Origin of the sequence: Thiothrix fructosivorans (assembly GCF_017349355.1) — a bacterium.
GTDB classification, from domain to species: domain Bacteria; phylum Pseudomonadota; class Gammaproteobacteria; order Thiotrichales; family Thiotrichaceae; genus Thiothrix; species Thiothrix fructosivorans.
The window spans coordinates 625051-637600 of record NZ_JAFMPM010000008.1 but is presented as its reverse complement, the minus strand read 5'-3'; the positions used below and the strand labels follow the sequence as shown (position 1 = coordinate 637600).

General features: G+C 52.0%; 17 protein-coding genes. 8 read left to right on the top strand and 9 right to left on the bottom strand.

The window, feature by feature from the left end:
- Positions 1 to 229 precede the first annotated feature (229 nt).
- The 3 genes from J1836_RS17445 (at position 230) to folK (ending at position 1466) form a co-directional block, all read left to right on the top strand.
- Positions 230 to 505, top strand: coding sequence for a YMGG-like glycine zipper-containing protein (locus tag J1836_RS17445; protein ID WP_207252388.1), 276 nt, complete (start codon positions 230 to 232; stop codon positions 503 to 505).
- Positions 506 to 612: 107 nt separating this feature from the next.
- Positions 613 to 984, top strand: coding sequence for a dihydroneopterin aldolase (gene folB, locus J1836_RS17440; RefSeq protein WP_207252387.1), 372 nt, complete (start codon positions 613 to 615; stop codon positions 982 to 984).
- Entirely contained in the window at positions 966 to 1466 is a 501-nt protein-coding gene (folK, locus tag J1836_RS17435; RefSeq protein ID WP_207252386.1) for a 2-amino-4-hydroxy-6-hydroxymethyldihydropteridine diphosphokinase, read from the top strand. The genes folB and folK overlap by 19 nt, the downstream gene beginning before the upstream one ends.
- On the opposite strand, the gene J1836_RS17430 is transcribed toward folK, so the two are convergent.
- The 5 genes from J1836_RS17430 to cls all read right to left on the bottom strand — a co-directional run bounded on the left by J1836_RS17430 (position 1456) and on the right by cls (position 4863).
- Positions 1456 to 1941 (bottom strand): SRPBCC family protein, encoded by a 486-nt coding sequence (locus tag J1836_RS17430; protein ID WP_207252385.1) that lies wholly within the window; start codon positions 1939 to 1941, stop codon positions 1456 to 1458. The genes folK and J1836_RS17430 overlap by 11 nt on opposite strands.
- A gap of 83 nt (positions 1942 to 2024) precedes the next feature.
- Positions 2025 to 2195, bottom strand: coding sequence for a 50S ribosomal protein L33 (gene rpmG, locus J1836_RS17425; protein WP_028487722.1), 171 nt, complete (start codon positions 2193 to 2195; stop codon positions 2025 to 2027).
- Between the two features lie 20 nt (positions 2196 to 2215).
- Entirely contained in the window at positions 2216 to 2452 is a 237-nt protein-coding gene (gene rpmB, locus J1836_RS17420) for a 50S ribosomal protein L28 (protein ID WP_207252384.1), read from the bottom strand.
- Between the two features lie 90 nt (positions 2453 to 2542).
- The gene (locus tag J1836_RS17415) at positions 2543 to 3406 is read right to left on the bottom strand and encodes a DUF72 domain-containing protein (protein ID WP_207252383.1); all 864 of its coding nucleotides are present in this window, start codon (positions 3404 to 3406) and stop codon (positions 2543 to 2545) included.
- A gap of 23 nt (positions 3407 to 3429) precedes the next feature.
- Positions 3430 to 4863: a cardiolipin synthase gene (cls, locus tag J1836_RS17410; RefSeq protein WP_207252382.1), complete on the bottom strand. Its 1434-nt coding sequence runs from the start codon at positions 4861 to 4863 to the stop codon at positions 3430 to 3432.
- A gap of 201 nt (positions 4864 to 5064) precedes the next feature.
- Here cls and J1836_RS17405 point away from each other — a divergent pair, with 201 nt between their 5' ends.
- From J1836_RS17405 to J1836_RS17385, 5 genes are read left to right on the top strand one after another with little or no spacing between them, the layout of a single operon-like run.
- The gene (locus tag J1836_RS17405; protein WP_207252381.1) at positions 5065 to 5613 is read left to right on the top strand and encodes an NADPH-dependent FMN reductase; all 549 of its coding nucleotides are present in this window, start codon (positions 5065 to 5067) and stop codon (positions 5611 to 5613) included.
- A 24-nt stretch (positions 5614 to 5637) separates the two neighbouring features.
- Positions 5638 to 6309 carry a response regulator gene (locus tag J1836_RS17400; RefSeq protein WP_207252380.1) on the top strand — a complete coding sequence of 224 codons (672 nt, stop codon included), beginning with the start codon at positions 5638 to 5640 and terminating at the stop codon, positions 6307 to 6309.
- On the top strand, positions 6299 to 6817 hold the full coding sequence (locus J1836_RS17395; protein ID WP_207252379.1) for a hypothetical protein: 519 nt from the start codon (positions 6299 to 6301) through the stop codon (positions 6815 to 6817). The genes J1836_RS17400 and J1836_RS17395 overlap by 11 nt, the downstream gene beginning before the upstream one ends.
- Positions 6818 to 6830: 13 nt before the next feature.
- Positions 6831 to 8165: an IS4 family transposase gene (locus J1836_RS17390; RefSeq protein ID WP_207249434.1), complete on the top strand. Its 1335-nt coding sequence runs from the start codon at positions 6831 to 6833 to the stop codon at positions 8163 to 8165.
- 28 nt (positions 8166 to 8193) lie between these two features.
- On the top strand, positions 8194 to 8955 hold the full coding sequence (locus J1836_RS17385; RefSeq protein WP_207252378.1) for a sensor histidine kinase: 762 nt from the start codon (positions 8194 to 8196) through the stop codon (positions 8953 to 8955).
- A gap of 10 nt (positions 8956 to 8965) precedes the next feature.
- Here the strand turns inward: J1836_RS17385 and J1836_RS17380 are convergent, their stop codons facing one another.
- From J1836_RS17380 to J1836_RS17365, 4 genes are all read right to left on the bottom strand, one after another.
- Positions 8966 to 9241, bottom strand: a complete 276-nt coding sequence (locus J1836_RS17380) for a toxin-antitoxin system HicB family antitoxin (protein WP_207252377.1) — start codon at positions 9239 to 9241, stop codon at positions 8966 to 8968.
- Positions 9234 to 9668, bottom strand: a complete 435-nt coding sequence (locus J1836_RS17375; protein WP_207252376.1) for a putative toxin-antitoxin system toxin component, PIN family — start codon at positions 9666 to 9668, stop codon at positions 9234 to 9236. Before J1836_RS17375 ends, J1836_RS17380 begins: the two co-directional genes overlap by 8 nt.
- A 206-nt stretch (positions 9669 to 9874) precedes the next feature.
- Complete coding sequence (locus J1836_RS17370; protein WP_207252375.1) at positions 9875 to 11671, bottom strand: tetratricopeptide repeat protein; 1797 nt, start codon at positions 11669 to 11671, stop codon at positions 9875 to 9877.
- Between the two features lie 3 nt (positions 11672 to 11674).
- On the bottom strand, positions 11675 to 12328 hold the full coding sequence (locus tag J1836_RS17365; protein WP_207252374.1) for a hypothetical protein: 654 nt from the start codon (positions 12326 to 12328) through the stop codon (positions 11675 to 11677).
- Between the last annotated feature and the right edge of the window lie 222 nt (positions 12329 to 12550).

Sequence of the window (12550 nt, the reverse complement as noted above, 5' to 3'; positions counted from 1 at the left end):
AAATTCTAAAGCCCTGAAAACCTGTATATTAACTTAATATTCTTATTCATAGAACAAATGAATAAAGATTATCGATAAGCTCGCAATTATGGTAAATTTTATGGGCAAGATACAAAAATAATGGCAATTTGCCTGAACTACTTTGCATGGTGGTCACTCTAACCAATCACCAGAACGTGGAAAACGTGGCGAAAGCCCAAAAAATATGAATTTTCTTAAGGAGCTATACATGAAAATGATGACTTATTCACTAAGCGCTATCGCATTGGCAGCAGCACTGAGTGCTTGTGGCGTTGCCCCGATGAGCAATGCACAGACGGGCGCAATGGCGGGTGCTGTCCTCGGTGGTGTTGCTGGCAACCAAGTGGGTCAAGGTCAAGGTAAAACGGCTGCAACTATCGTTGGCACAATGGTCGGCAGCGCAGTAGGTGGTCAGGTCGGCGCACAGCAAGACCGTTACTATCAGCAACCGCGTCAGCCAGTCCCTTATAACCGTGGCTACTAATTAAAGTACGGCTCGTCCGGCTTTAATCCCTTCAGCCCATACCCTTTTGCACAGGGTGTGGGTTTCTGTATTACAATCCACACCAACACTGACAACAAGAGTACGGTATGGATATAGTCTATGTACGCGACCTAAAACTGGATGCTCGTATTGGCATTTACGAATGGGAAAAGCGTATCCTGCAAAAAATTCGCATTGACCTCGAAATGGGTTGGGATAACCGCATCCCTGCCGCTAGCGATGCCATCAACGATACCCTCAACTACAAAACTGCTGCCAAACTGGTCATGCAATTGGTGGAAGGCACGCATTACGAACTGGTCGAACGCCTTGCCGAAACCATTGCCACAACACTCATGCGCGAATTAAACGTGCCGTGGATTCAAGTGACCGTTGGCAAACCCGGTGCAGTACGCGGCTCAAGCGAAGTCGGTGTTAAAATTGAGCGAGGCAATCGACAATGGCAAGCGTCTACGTAAGCATTGGCAGCAATATCGACCGTGAAACCAACCTGTGCGCGTGTATGCAACACCTGCAACATGACTTCGGCAAAGTCGTATTTTCGCCTGTCTACGAAACGCCTGCTGTTGGATTCAGCGGCACACCGTTCCTAAACTTAGCCGCCGGTTTCGCCACCACGCTCACACCCAGTGCGTTAAAGCAATATTTACGGCAATTAGAAACGGCGCACGGGCGGGTACGAGGCGAGAAAAAATTCAGCGCACGCACACTGGATGTGGATTTATTGCTCTACGATGCGCTGAATCTGCAACCCGAACACAATCTGCCACACAACGATATTGTGACATACCCCTTCGTGCTTTTTCCGCTGGCAGACATTGCCCCCACCGTACAGCACCCTGCCCTGCAATGCAGTATCGCAGCGTTGGCACTGGCATCAACGTTATCCCGTGCTGATATGCAGGTGGTTACACTGAATTGCGACGCACTTACACAGTGAAATGCGCTTTCAACTGCTGGATAAAGTGATCTAAACGCTTATCGGGATTGCCATCCAGACGCGTTTTGATGCGCCCCAACGCGGTGCGGGTTTCCAACATTTCCGTGAAGGTCACACGCGTGCCACCCGGTACAGCACTAAAGCGTACTTGGCGTGAACCCTTGCTGCCACTGCGCTGCATGTCGAGCAGTAATTCTTTCAAAGGCGTTTCTTTAAGCTTACGCAGCACCGTTGATTGACCGCTGGCAGTTTTTTCGACCCAACGCAAACCGTCATCATCGTCCAACATTTGCATACTCGCCAAATCAGTACGCCACAACGCGTGCTGGGATAAGTCGGTTAACGCCTCCCATACGGCGGCTGCGGGTGCTTTGATTAACTCCACTCGCGTAACTTGTTGATACGGTGTCATCAATAGACCGACGAAAAACGGTATCAGTGCCAGCAGGATACCGATGCTTATTACAATCCACATGATAGGGTGTCTCATCGTCGTTTTCGTAAACGCAAAAACCCGGCATGGCCGGGCTTCTGAAAGAATCGCAGGAAACCGATCAATTACTTGATCTTAGCTTCCTTAAACATAACATGTTTACGCACAACCGGATCGTACTTGCTGAACTCTAATTTGTCCGGCGTAGTCCGCTTGTTTTTGGTTGTAGTATAGAAAAATCCAGTTCCTGCGGAAGAAACCAGCTTGATTTTATCACGACCGCCTTTCTTAGCCATTCGCTGTTACCTCCGGTAGATTAAACTTTTTCGCCACGGCTACGGATGTCGGCAAGAATGGTATCAATACCTAACTTGTCGATAATACGCATACCTTTTGCAGAAACGCGCAGGCGAACCCAGCGTCCTTCGCTTTCGACCCAGAAGCGTTTCGCGTGCAGGTTAGGCAGGAAACGGCGCTTGGTTCTATTGTTAGCGTGCGACACATTGTTACCTGTGACGGGACGCTTACCTGTTACTTGACATACACGAGACATCGGGATACTCCAGATCTGCGATTCTTGAACTCTAAAGGCGCGTGAGGATACCAGAAGCCCCCTCTGCAAGCAACCCAGCGGGAATTTTTTTTATAGAAGCGTAGCTTGTTGCGGTGTTGTTATCCAAGCAGGTAAATCCGGCAATGTTGGGATACGTTGTTGTAACTGCTGGTGAAACAGCCGTGCCAATGCAGGCGCAAAGGTATTATCAGGCGTATGCAGGAAAACACGCGGGCATTTGCCTTCCATCAACCAACGCGCCGTTTGCGCAACCCAACGTTCCAACCACGCGTGGTTTTCCGCTAACACGGGATGCCCAATGTAACGGATGACCGGCTGATTTCCCGGCGTATCCAATTGCACCGGCAAACGGGGTTTACGGCGCTGTGCATCACGGGTTGCCTCCGCGACAGGCGCGGCAGAATGTAACGGGCGACTATCAAAAATCACCCGATCCACCCCCAACGTTGCCAGCAACGCATTATAAGCAGCACGCACCGCTGGCTGCGTGAAAAACGCGGGATGCCGCACCTCCACTGCATACGTAAAATCTGTTGGCAAGCGTCGCAAAAACGTTTCCAACGTTGGCAAATCAGCCGGTGAAAACGTTGCTGGCAATTGCACCATCAACCCATCTAGGCGTTGTCCCAGCGGTGTCATGCGTTGCAAAAACACCTGCGTTTCTTGTGCTGCTTGGCTCAAGTGATGTTGATGGGTAATCGTGCGCGGAAACTTAAAACTAAACCGGAACGATTCTGGCGTAGCCGCCAGCCAACGGCTCACCATTTCAACCGAGGGTACAGAATAAAACGTGCTATTCCCTTCCACCGCATTAAACACCTGCGCATAGTGCGCTAGAAAATCTGCCGCTTTCGCGTCAACAGGAAAAACTGAACCTTTCCACTGCGGGTTCGCCCATAACGGTAAACCAAGGTAATACGGTAATGCTGGCATCACTTGATCCACGTTCAACCACTCTATAATAAAGGTGCAAGCAACCGCGCGGCACTCTCCGCCAAGCGTTGCCACTTACTTAACTGGCTGCGTTGTACCAGCGTAACTTCTTGCACACCAGCACATGCCGCGAGGAAATCTTCTTCCAACTTGCTCGCAATCTCCGTGCCGTAAAAGAAGATATTGCCCTCGAAATTCAGGCGGAAACTGCGCTGATCCATGTTCGCCGAACCTAAGGTTGCAAAATGCCCGTCAATCATCACCGCCTTACCGTGCGGCATCGCTTGGTGCATTTCAAATACCCGCACCCCCACATCCAGCAATTCATCTATAAAGGAACGCCCTGCATACAACACTAAAGGATGATCCGAACGCCCCGGCAACAACAAACGTACATCCACGCCGCGCAACGCCGCCGTTTGCAACGCCATCAGGATAGGGCGATCCGGCACAAAATACGGGGTTTCAATCCAAATCCGGTACGCCGCTAAATTCATCGCTGCAAACAATACGGTATGAATCGCTTGCCAACGCTCATCCGCCGGGCCACTCGCAAGAAACTGCGCATAAATAGTCCCCGCATCAGGGATCAGCGGAAAATACGTATCGCTCACCAAATCTTCACCCGTGGCGTGATACCAATCCTGACAAAACACTTCCTGCAAGGTATACGCCACAGGGCCTTGAATACGCGCATGTAAATCGTGCCACGGCTCACCCCTGCCCGCGTACACATCGCCCACATTCATACCGCCCGTGAAGGTAAGTCCACCGTCAATAATAGCAATTTTGCGGTGATTACGGTTATTGAGGTTCAACTGACGGCTTAGCACATTCACTTTCAGGAAACGCGATACCTGCCCGCCCGCTGCTGACAATGACCGGAAGAAACGAGCGTTAGCTTGACGCGAACCCACATCATCGACCAACAAACGCACGATCACCCCACGTTGCGCGGCCCTCACTAAGGCATTCCGCAAACGCTCACCCGTGTAATCCGCCTCCCAAATGTAATAGATTAAGTGGATGTGGTGCGTCGCTGCATCAAATGCCGCTTCCAACGCATCAAATAACCGCTCACCCTCGCGCATAATGTCCACTGCATTACCGGCTAACGGGCCAACATCGTCGAGTTTATTCACTAACGTTAATAAGGAGGGAGAAACGCCCGTAATGTATTGCTCACCATTCAGATTGACCTGCACATCGGCGAGCGCCAGCGCCAGTTTAGCCTCCACTTTACGGCGCTTACGGCGGCGGAAATACAGGCGCGTCGTGCCAAACACCCAAAAACTCAGCAAGCCAATAAACGGCAGCAATACAATCACCAGCACCCACGCCAGCGTTGCCCCCGATTCACGGCGTTGCTGTACCACTGTCGGCAGCAAAATGGCAATGATGAACACATCCAGTAGCAATAATCCCGTGTTCAACCAGCCCGTTAAATAAGCAGTCAAGTGAATCCCTTATAGAGTAACGTTGCCAGACTGTAGCACGGCAATACAGCGACGACAGGCAGGTGGATAATTTCTAACAACTCATTATTTGAATTAACGACAGGTTAACACTACTTCAACGCAATTAAAGCGGCGCGGGTTGATCATCCATGAAATACTTCGTGATCGAGAATAGATCATCATTAAAGCAAGGAATCTCACATGACCACCTTAAAATTACTGGGCATTTCCGGCAGCTTACGCCGTGCTTCCACCAATACTGGCTTATTACGTGCTGTATCCAGCGTATTGCCGGAAGGCGTGAGTTTGGAAATCGCTGATTTGAGCGAAGTACCCTTCTATACCCAAGACCTCACCGAAAAACCGGCTGCCGTTAGCAAGGTGTTGGCACAAATGGCTGAAGCGGATGCCTTCGTATTCGCTTGCCCCGAATACAACTACTCGCTGGCACCTGCCCTCAAAAACATCATCGACTGGGCATCGCGTGAACCCAATAACGTCTTATTAGCAGGCAAAACGGCGGCGATTGTGGGCGCAGGCGGTGGCATGGGCACAGCACGTTCACAGTATCATTTACGTCAAGTGTGCGTGTATGTGGATATTCATGTGCTCAACAAGCCGGAATTCTTCGCCAATGCGTTTGCGGGCGGGTTTGATGCGGATGGCAATCTGATCGACGCCAATCTCAAACAACAACTCGGCGTGCAAATGCAAGCACTTGCTGCATTTGCGGCGAAGCTGAAACGCTAAGCGCTGACACTGCCCAGGCTCCCCATGCGTATTCTGCTTGCTGAAGACCATACCGAACTCCGCGAAGCCATTGCCCGACGCTTACGCGCTCTCGGCAACAGCGTGGATGAAGTATCCAGCATCCGCGAAATCCGCACCTACCTAAACGGTGCACACTACGACGTAGGCGTGTTTGACCGCATGTTGCCCGACGGCGATTCCCTCACCCTGTTACAAGCATTGCGAAATGCCGCCAACCGCACCCCGATCCTGCTACTGACCGCACGCGACCGCATCGAAGACCGGGTGGAAGGCTTGCAAGTCGGTGCAGACGATTATCTGGTCAAACCATTCGCAATGGATGAGCTGATGGCCCGCATCAACGTACTGGCACGACGTGGCGAACCGTTACGCGACACCATCTTGCGAATCGCTGATCTGGAAGTGGATAGCGGGCGGCATGAAGTCCGCCGCGCCGGAGTGCTGATTCCCTTGCGCCCCAAGGAATACGCCGTGCTGGAACTGCTGGCAGTACGCAACCGCCGCGCCGTGTCGCGTAACGACATTCTCGAATATTGCTGGGATACGCTGGAAAGCCCCGCCTCTAATGTCGAAGAAACCATCATTGCCTCGCTGCGGCGCAAGCTGGGCGAACCTGCCCTGATCAAGACCGTGCGCGGTCACGGCTACAAGCTGGACGATGCCCATGAAAGTTGACTCCAGCCAGCGGGCGCGGTTGTTACGGCTGGGCATTCCGCTGCTGTTGGCGTGGGCTGTGGCATGGCTGCTGGGCATTGCCATCCTTGCCAAAGTCGCCATCGACTTGCGGGCGGAACTGCGCGAAACCGACCTCGATACCGAACTTGCCCTCTACGCCACCTCGGTGTACGGCCTGACGTGGTTTGATCAGCACGGCAAGTTCCACGACGAAGTATTGCGGCTGGAACACGATCTGCTGGATGCGCCGTATGATATTTGGGTAATCGAACCGGGCAATCCGCCCACCCGCCATTTCACCCCGGCGCACCCGCGTTTCAACCTCACCGATTTCACGCAACTGCAAACCACCGTGATGGGGCAAGGGCAGGATGTTTACCTTGACGGACAGGATACCGACGGCAAGCCGTACCGCCTGCACGCCATCCCCACTTTTATGGATCAGGGCGACACCAGCACCCCTAAAGCCATCTCCTTATACACAAGTTCCCAAGCTGATGTAAGATAAGCAATTTACACCCATGAACTGGTCATCTAGCGAACTCACCGATCTTGATTTGGGAGACAAGCGCCTCGAAACACGCGCAGCCCATATTCTCAACGCCATGCTAAAAGTGCCCCAATCCAGTATCCCCAAGGCTTGCCAGAGTTGGTCAAGCACCTTGGCGACGTACCGTTTCTTCTGGAATGAAGCGGTGAGCCATGATGCTTTGATGGCATCCCACTTTGAAGCGACAGAGTGCCGAATTCGTCAACAAGACTCGCGGATTATCCTGTGTATTCAAGATACGACCGAACTGGACTTCAATGGACAGGAAACCGAGGGCTTGGGGCGGTTATCCTACGATAAGCAACGCGGGATGTACCTGCATCCGACCTTGTGTATTACCCCAGAACGTTTGCCGTTGGGCATCACCGATACGTGGATGTGGTCACGGGGATTGAGCAAAGCGGCCGACCAAGCCAACCCCAGCATCAAAGAAAGCCGTCGTTGGATTGAAGGGTATGAACGGGTAGCCGAACTGGCGGCACGCTGCCCTGAACACCGCTTCATCTATGCTGGCGACCGTGAAAGCGACTTTTACGACTTGCTCCAACGGGCGCAAGCCTTGAATTACCCGGCTGACCTGCTGATACGGGCGCAACATAACCGTGCATTAGGAGATGACCTCAAACTGTGGGATGCCATTGAGCAACAACAGGCGTTGACCCGTATCACCTTTACCAAACCGCGCAAGCAGGGTGAAAAGCCCCGCAAAGTGGTACAAGAAATCAAGGTGTTACGTTATACCTTGCGTCCCAAGAGTCAGCATCCGATGCTATTGACCTTGGTTCAAGCCAAAGAAATTAACCCACCCGCCGGAAAATCGCCCCTCATTTGGCGTTTAGTCACCAACCGTTGTGTGGAAACAGCCGATGCTGCCTGTGAACTTATCGACTGGTATCGAGCGCGTTGGGAAATCGAAATGTTTTTTGATGTCCTGAAAGTTGGCTGTCGCGTCGAAAAACTGCAACTGGAGACCAAAGAGCGCATCGAAAAAGCCCTCGCGCTCTACATCATGGTGGCTTGGCGGATTATGTTTCTGATGCGGTTGGGGCGTACCTGCCCAGAACTTCCGGCTGATCTGGTGTTTGACCCGCTGGAATGGAAAGTATCCTTCCGGCTCGGCAAAAAAGCACTACCCGATGGCATACCTACCCTCAATCAAGTGATCCGCAATCTGGCAGAACTGGGTGGCTTTTTGGGCAGAAAATCCGATGGCGAACCGGGGGCTAAAAGTATCTGGTTGGGCTATTCACGAGTGCTGGACTGTATTTATGGTATTCAGATGGCTAGTGAGTTGGGAATGGATTGATTTGTGTATAAGGAGATGCCCTAAAGCCATGATCATTACCATTGCCGACCCGACACCGGGGCAAGCGGCGTATCAGGCATTCGTGCAGCGGATTGTCGGGGCAAGCGCCTTGCTGGGCATTCTCGGTCTGCTGGTCGGGGTCGGGCTGACAGCGTGGAGTTTGCGCCCGGTACTGGCTGCGTTACGCCAGCGCGAACGTTTCCTCGCCGCCACTGCCCACGAATTGCGTACTCCGGTTGCCGCCTTGCGCAGCATTTGCGAATCCGCCCAGCGTGGCGACGAAGCCCCGCAACTCGCCCTGACGCGCATGGATGGCTTGTTGCGCAGCGCCACCCACACGCTGGAAGACCTGCTGCTGTTTGCGCGGCTGGATGCGGGGGCAAGTCTGGAACGCCAACCCGTGCGGCTGGATTTGCTGGTCGAAACCCTGCTGCCCGACGACGATTCGGTAACGCTGGATGCGGCTGCCACGGTGGTCAATCTCGATCCCCGGCTGGTAACGGTGGCGGTGCGCAATCTGCTGGAAAATGCCCGCAAGCACGGTGTTGCCTCCGTTCAGTCACACATCCACGTTACCGTGGCGGGGACGCAAGTCACGGTTGAAGATCAGGGCAAGGGCTTTGCTGCCGAATTGCTGGCACGGCGGGAAACCGATTTCGCACTGTCGCCGACGCAAGGTGGTACGGGTTTGGGGCTGGCGATTGTGAATATGGTGGCGCGGCTGCATGGCGGGGCGTTGCGGCTGGAAAATCGGGTGGAGGGTGGTGCGCGGGTGACGGTGAGTTTTTAAACTCTTACCATCACAACCGATCCCACTCTGGCACGCTAGGATTGTGTGGCACTTTATCCAACAATGACGCGATCTTCTGTTTCAAGTCGCCAAGGTTTTTAGTGCGCAACCGTTGCTCGATACCCGCAAAAGTTTCAAGCTGGCTTAATTGCGTTGTCAGCAAGTAGTTAGCCAAGTTATTCAGCGAAACCCCTTGAAATTTCGCCTGTTGTTCCAAGCGACTTTTTAACTCATTGGGTACGCGCAAGGTGACAACTTGTGTTTTGATTAGGCAAGATTCACTCATGTGTGCTTCTCCATCGTTTGCAAAAATCACTGGGGGTAACAACCTCGAAGGCTGCACCGCGCCATTCTGCATGTGTAAAGTCTCTGATATTGGATGTGATCAAGTAATCGCTATTACTGGTAAACGCGCATTCAAATATCAGGTTGTCGCCTTCATCCACCAGATTGGGGCGTAGCCGATAGTAAATGGCATGTTTTCGCGCCAATAACAGCAAGGTATCCACGATGTCATCAACGTCTGCAATACTCAGTCGGTGCAATGCTTGGATGTCGGGGCGTTTGAGTACATCGTCGTATTCCAACACCACTGACGTAGACAGTGCAAGCCTGATTTTTTCTTCTAGAATCAGATTCAAAATGAAATGTGACGCACCGTTCGCGCTGATCAATGCTGCCAGTAGTACGTTGGTATCGAGTGTGACTATCATGCACTTATGATAGTGTATACGAATACAAAATTCACTAGCAGAAGTATGTGGGCTTCGTGACCTTGCAATGCAAAACGCCGTTTGAGTGCAAGGCTATTTGCAGTTGCCGGAGATTGCACGTTTGCCGAAGCTGTCGGCGTGGTTGCTGGTGAGCGATGGGGTGAGGGTGGAAGTGGTGAAGGTGGTTTGAGCCTCACCCCGTGTGGTTAACGCTGCGCCTGCTCCATCTCTTTCAACAACGCATCATAGTTTGCCCGCACATATTTAGTTTTCGGGTGGTCGTTGCCGAGAGCTTTTTCCCTAATGCCTAAGGCACGTTCATACAGCGGCAGTGCCCTTTCGTACTGACCCTTGGCGTGGTACACAGCAGCCAAACTATTGAGCGAGTCGGCGACACGTGAGTGATCGTTGCCGAGGGCTTTTTCCCAAATGCCTAAGACTCGTTCATCCAGTGGCAATGCCTTCTCGTACTGACCCTTGGCATAGTACAAATTCGCAAGGCCGCTGAGCGAGATGGCAACATCCGGGTGATCGTTGCCAAGGGCTTTTTCCCTAATGCCTAAGGCACGTTCATACAGCGGCAGTGCCTTTTCGTACTGACCCTTGGCGTGGTACACAGCAGCCAAACTATTGAGCGAGTCGGCGACATATGGGTGATCGTTGCCGAAGGCTTTTTCCCTAATGTCTAAGACTCGTTCAGCCAGTGGCAGAGCCTTCTCGTACTGACCCTTGGCATAGTACAAATTCGCAAGACCGCTGAGCGAGAGGGCAACATCCGGGTGATCGTTGCCACGGACTTTTTCCTGAATACCTAAGGCACGTTCATGCAGCGGCAGAGCCTTTTCGTACTGACCCTTGGTATGGTACAAATTCGCCAGATTGCGGAGCGAGATGGCAACATCTGGGTGATCTTTGCCGAGAGCTTTTTCTCTAATGCCTAATGCTCGTTCATACAGCGGCAGAGCCTTCTCGTACTGACCCTTGGCTTGGTACAAAGCAGCCAGATTGTTGAGCGAGGTTGCAACATCTGGGTGGCCCTTGCCGAGAACGTTTTCCCCAATGCCTAATGCTCGTTCAGCCAGTGGCAGAGCCTTCTCGTACTGACCCTTGGCGTGGTACAACGCAGCCAGATTGCCGAGCGAATCGGCAACATCTGGGTGATCTTTGCCGAGGACTTTTTCTCTAATGCCTAATGCTCGTTCATGTAACGGCAGAGCCTTCTTGTACTGACCCTTGACATCGTATAAGACCGCCAGATTGTTGAGCGATCGTGCAACATCTGGGTGATTAGCAGGTAGGGATTTCTCCCGCAGGGCGAGTGCTTTTTCATAAAGCGGCTGTGCGGAGTTATATTGCCCAGCGCTACTAAAAGCATCACCTGCCCAATTTAGGTATTCGCTCAACTTCACATGGTATTCATTGCCCAGCGTAGATAGGGCTTGTGCGGCACGCTCGTAATACTCGCCCGCTTTTTGGTACTGCAAGCGAGTATTAGCCAACGCACCGTTGGCGGCATCGGCTTGTGCGGCAAACAGGATGTTTTGTGCGGCTGCCTGCATATTCAACTGGCGAATATCCCTGAACAACGCCTCAGCCTTATCGAACTCCCCATCATCAATAGCTTTTTCGGCTTGTGCTTTAAGTTCCTCACCTTTGAGTGAATTGGTCGAAACCTGGCTGGCCTGTTGCCTGAAAAGCAAATAATTAGCAGCGATTTCCCGCAGTTTCTTATCTAAATCTTCTAGTGGAATATTTTGCTCTTGCAGAGTTTTTAGGAAATTACCCACCGCCGATTTGGCAACACCAAGTTTTTCAACGGACTCTTTGTCAATGATTTGAGTAATCTGCCCGCCCGTCATGATAATGACTGAACCGTTATCTTCAACTTTGGCTGTGAAATTACCGCCAACAGTCATACTACTGTTAGCACTGGTAGTTTCTGCCCATGCCAGATGTTGGTTGAGCAATAATGCGAAGATGCCAATCAGAAGTTTATGTTTCATAGCTTACTCCGCTTGCTGGATTTGTCCTTTACCCGTCACGACATTGACCTTGCCGTTGCCCGTGGCTTCGATCACCAGATTGCCGTCGCTGCTAATACTGGAATTGCTGGGTGTCGCGGGTTGTTTCTTGAATTCGCCAGCCGTTTGCTTGCCTTGCACCACCTGCCCATTGCCCGTGATGACATTGACCTCACCCTCATTTGCAGCACGGATTTTGGCATCTTTGTTGGAATGAATACTGCTATCACGCTGGGTTTCAGCCGCTGTAGGTGCTTGCATTTGTGTAGGCGGAACGGATTGGCTTGGTTTGGGAGCTACCGCTTTTTCAACCGGTTTAACCGTCGCTTGCGGTGCTGCTTCCGCTGCAATGACTGGCGCAGCCGACGACTGCCACCACGCCAGCACCAACACAAACAACGCAATCCCACCCGCCGCTTTCAATGATGTGCTGGACTCCTTATGCTGCATCGCCAGCGTCATATCCCCCGTCAGGAAAAAGCCAAACAAACCCGCCAGCAATGCCATCGAAAATGCCAGAATCTGTTGTTTGAAAGACGGCAAAGTATCCGGTGCAAGCCAGAAAACAGCGAAGACAAAAATCAACAGGATTGCGCCGAAAATCCAGCTACCGTAAGCGCGGTGGTTTGTGCGAGTCATTCAGAAGCCCATTTGATCGAAATTCGGTAAAGTTTAACTGATAAACGGTAATAATGCGGGTGTTTATCGTCACAAATAGCTCAAAAATTCCATGAAATCAGCTACCGACTGGTCACGGCAGAGGAGTTACACCAGCTTGATCCGCGATAAAAAACACTGACCCACTGTCAGCAAAATATCAGCTTTCCCCCGTAATCTGTCCCCATCGACAACCAACCGATG

What these genes read in the sequence shown, in the direction of transcription:
- rpmB (WP_207252384.1), bottom strand. Translation starts at nt 2,452, where the DNA reads ATGTCTCGTGTATGTCAAGTAACAGGTAAGCGTCCCGTCACAGGTAAC.
- J1836_RS17365 (WP_207252374.1), bottom strand. Translation starts at nt 12,328, where the DNA reads ATGACTCGCACAAACCACCGCGCTTACGGTAGCTGGATTTTCGGCGCA.
- J1836_RS17445 (WP_207252388.1), top strand. Translation starts at nt 230, where the DNA reads ATGAAAATGATGACTTATTCACTAAGCGCTATCGCATTGGCAGCAGCA.
- J1836_RS17380 (WP_207252377.1), bottom strand. Translation starts at nt 9,241, where the DNA reads ATGAGTGAATCTTGCCTAATCAAAACACAAGTTGTCACCTTGCGCGTA.
- J1836_RS17385 (WP_207252378.1), top strand. Translation starts at nt 8,194, where the DNA reads ATGATCATTACCATTGCCGACCCGACACCGGGGCAAGCGGCGTATCAG.
- J1836_RS17415 (WP_207252383.1), bottom strand. Translation starts at nt 3,406, where the DNA reads ATGCCAGCATTACCGTATTACCTTGGTTTACCGTTATGGGCGAACCCG.
- J1836_RS17375 (WP_207252376.1), bottom strand. Translation starts at nt 9,668, where the DNA reads ATGATAGTCACACTCGATACCAACGTACTACTGGCAGCATTGATCAGC.
- J1836_RS17395 (WP_207252379.1), top strand. Translation starts at nt 6,299, where the DNA reads ATGAAAGTTGACTCCAGCCAGCGGGCGCGGTTGTTACGGCTGGGCATT.
- J1836_RS17405 (WP_207252381.1), top strand. Translation starts at nt 5,065, where the DNA reads ATGACCACCTTAAAATTACTGGGCATTTCCGGCAGCTTACGCCGTGCT.
- J1836_RS17400 (WP_207252380.1), top strand. Translation starts at nt 5,638, where the DNA reads ATGCGTATTCTGCTTGCTGAAGACCATACCGAACTCCGCGAAGCCATT.
- folB (WP_207252387.1), top strand. Translation starts at nt 613, where the DNA reads ATGGATATAGTCTATGTACGCGACCTAAAACTGGATGCTCGTATTGGC.
- J1836_RS17370 (WP_207252375.1), bottom strand. Translation starts at nt 11,671, where the DNA reads ATGAAACATAAACTTCTGATTGGCATCTTCGCATTATTGCTCAACCAA.
- folK (WP_207252386.1), top strand. Translation starts at nt 966, where the DNA reads ATGGCAAGCGTCTACGTAAGCATTGGCAGCAATATCGACCGTGAAACC.
- J1836_RS17390 (WP_207249434.1), top strand. Translation starts at nt 6,831, where the DNA reads ATGAACTGGTCATCTAGCGAACTCACCGATCTTGATTTGGGAGACAAG.
- J1836_RS17430 (WP_207252385.1), bottom strand. Translation starts at nt 1,941, where the DNA reads ATGTGGATTGTAATAAGCATCGGTATCCTGCTGGCACTGATACCGTTT.
- rpmG (WP_028487722.1), bottom strand. Translation starts at nt 2,195, where the DNA reads ATGGCTAAGAAAGGCGGTCGTGATAAAATCAAGCTGGTTTCTTCCGCA.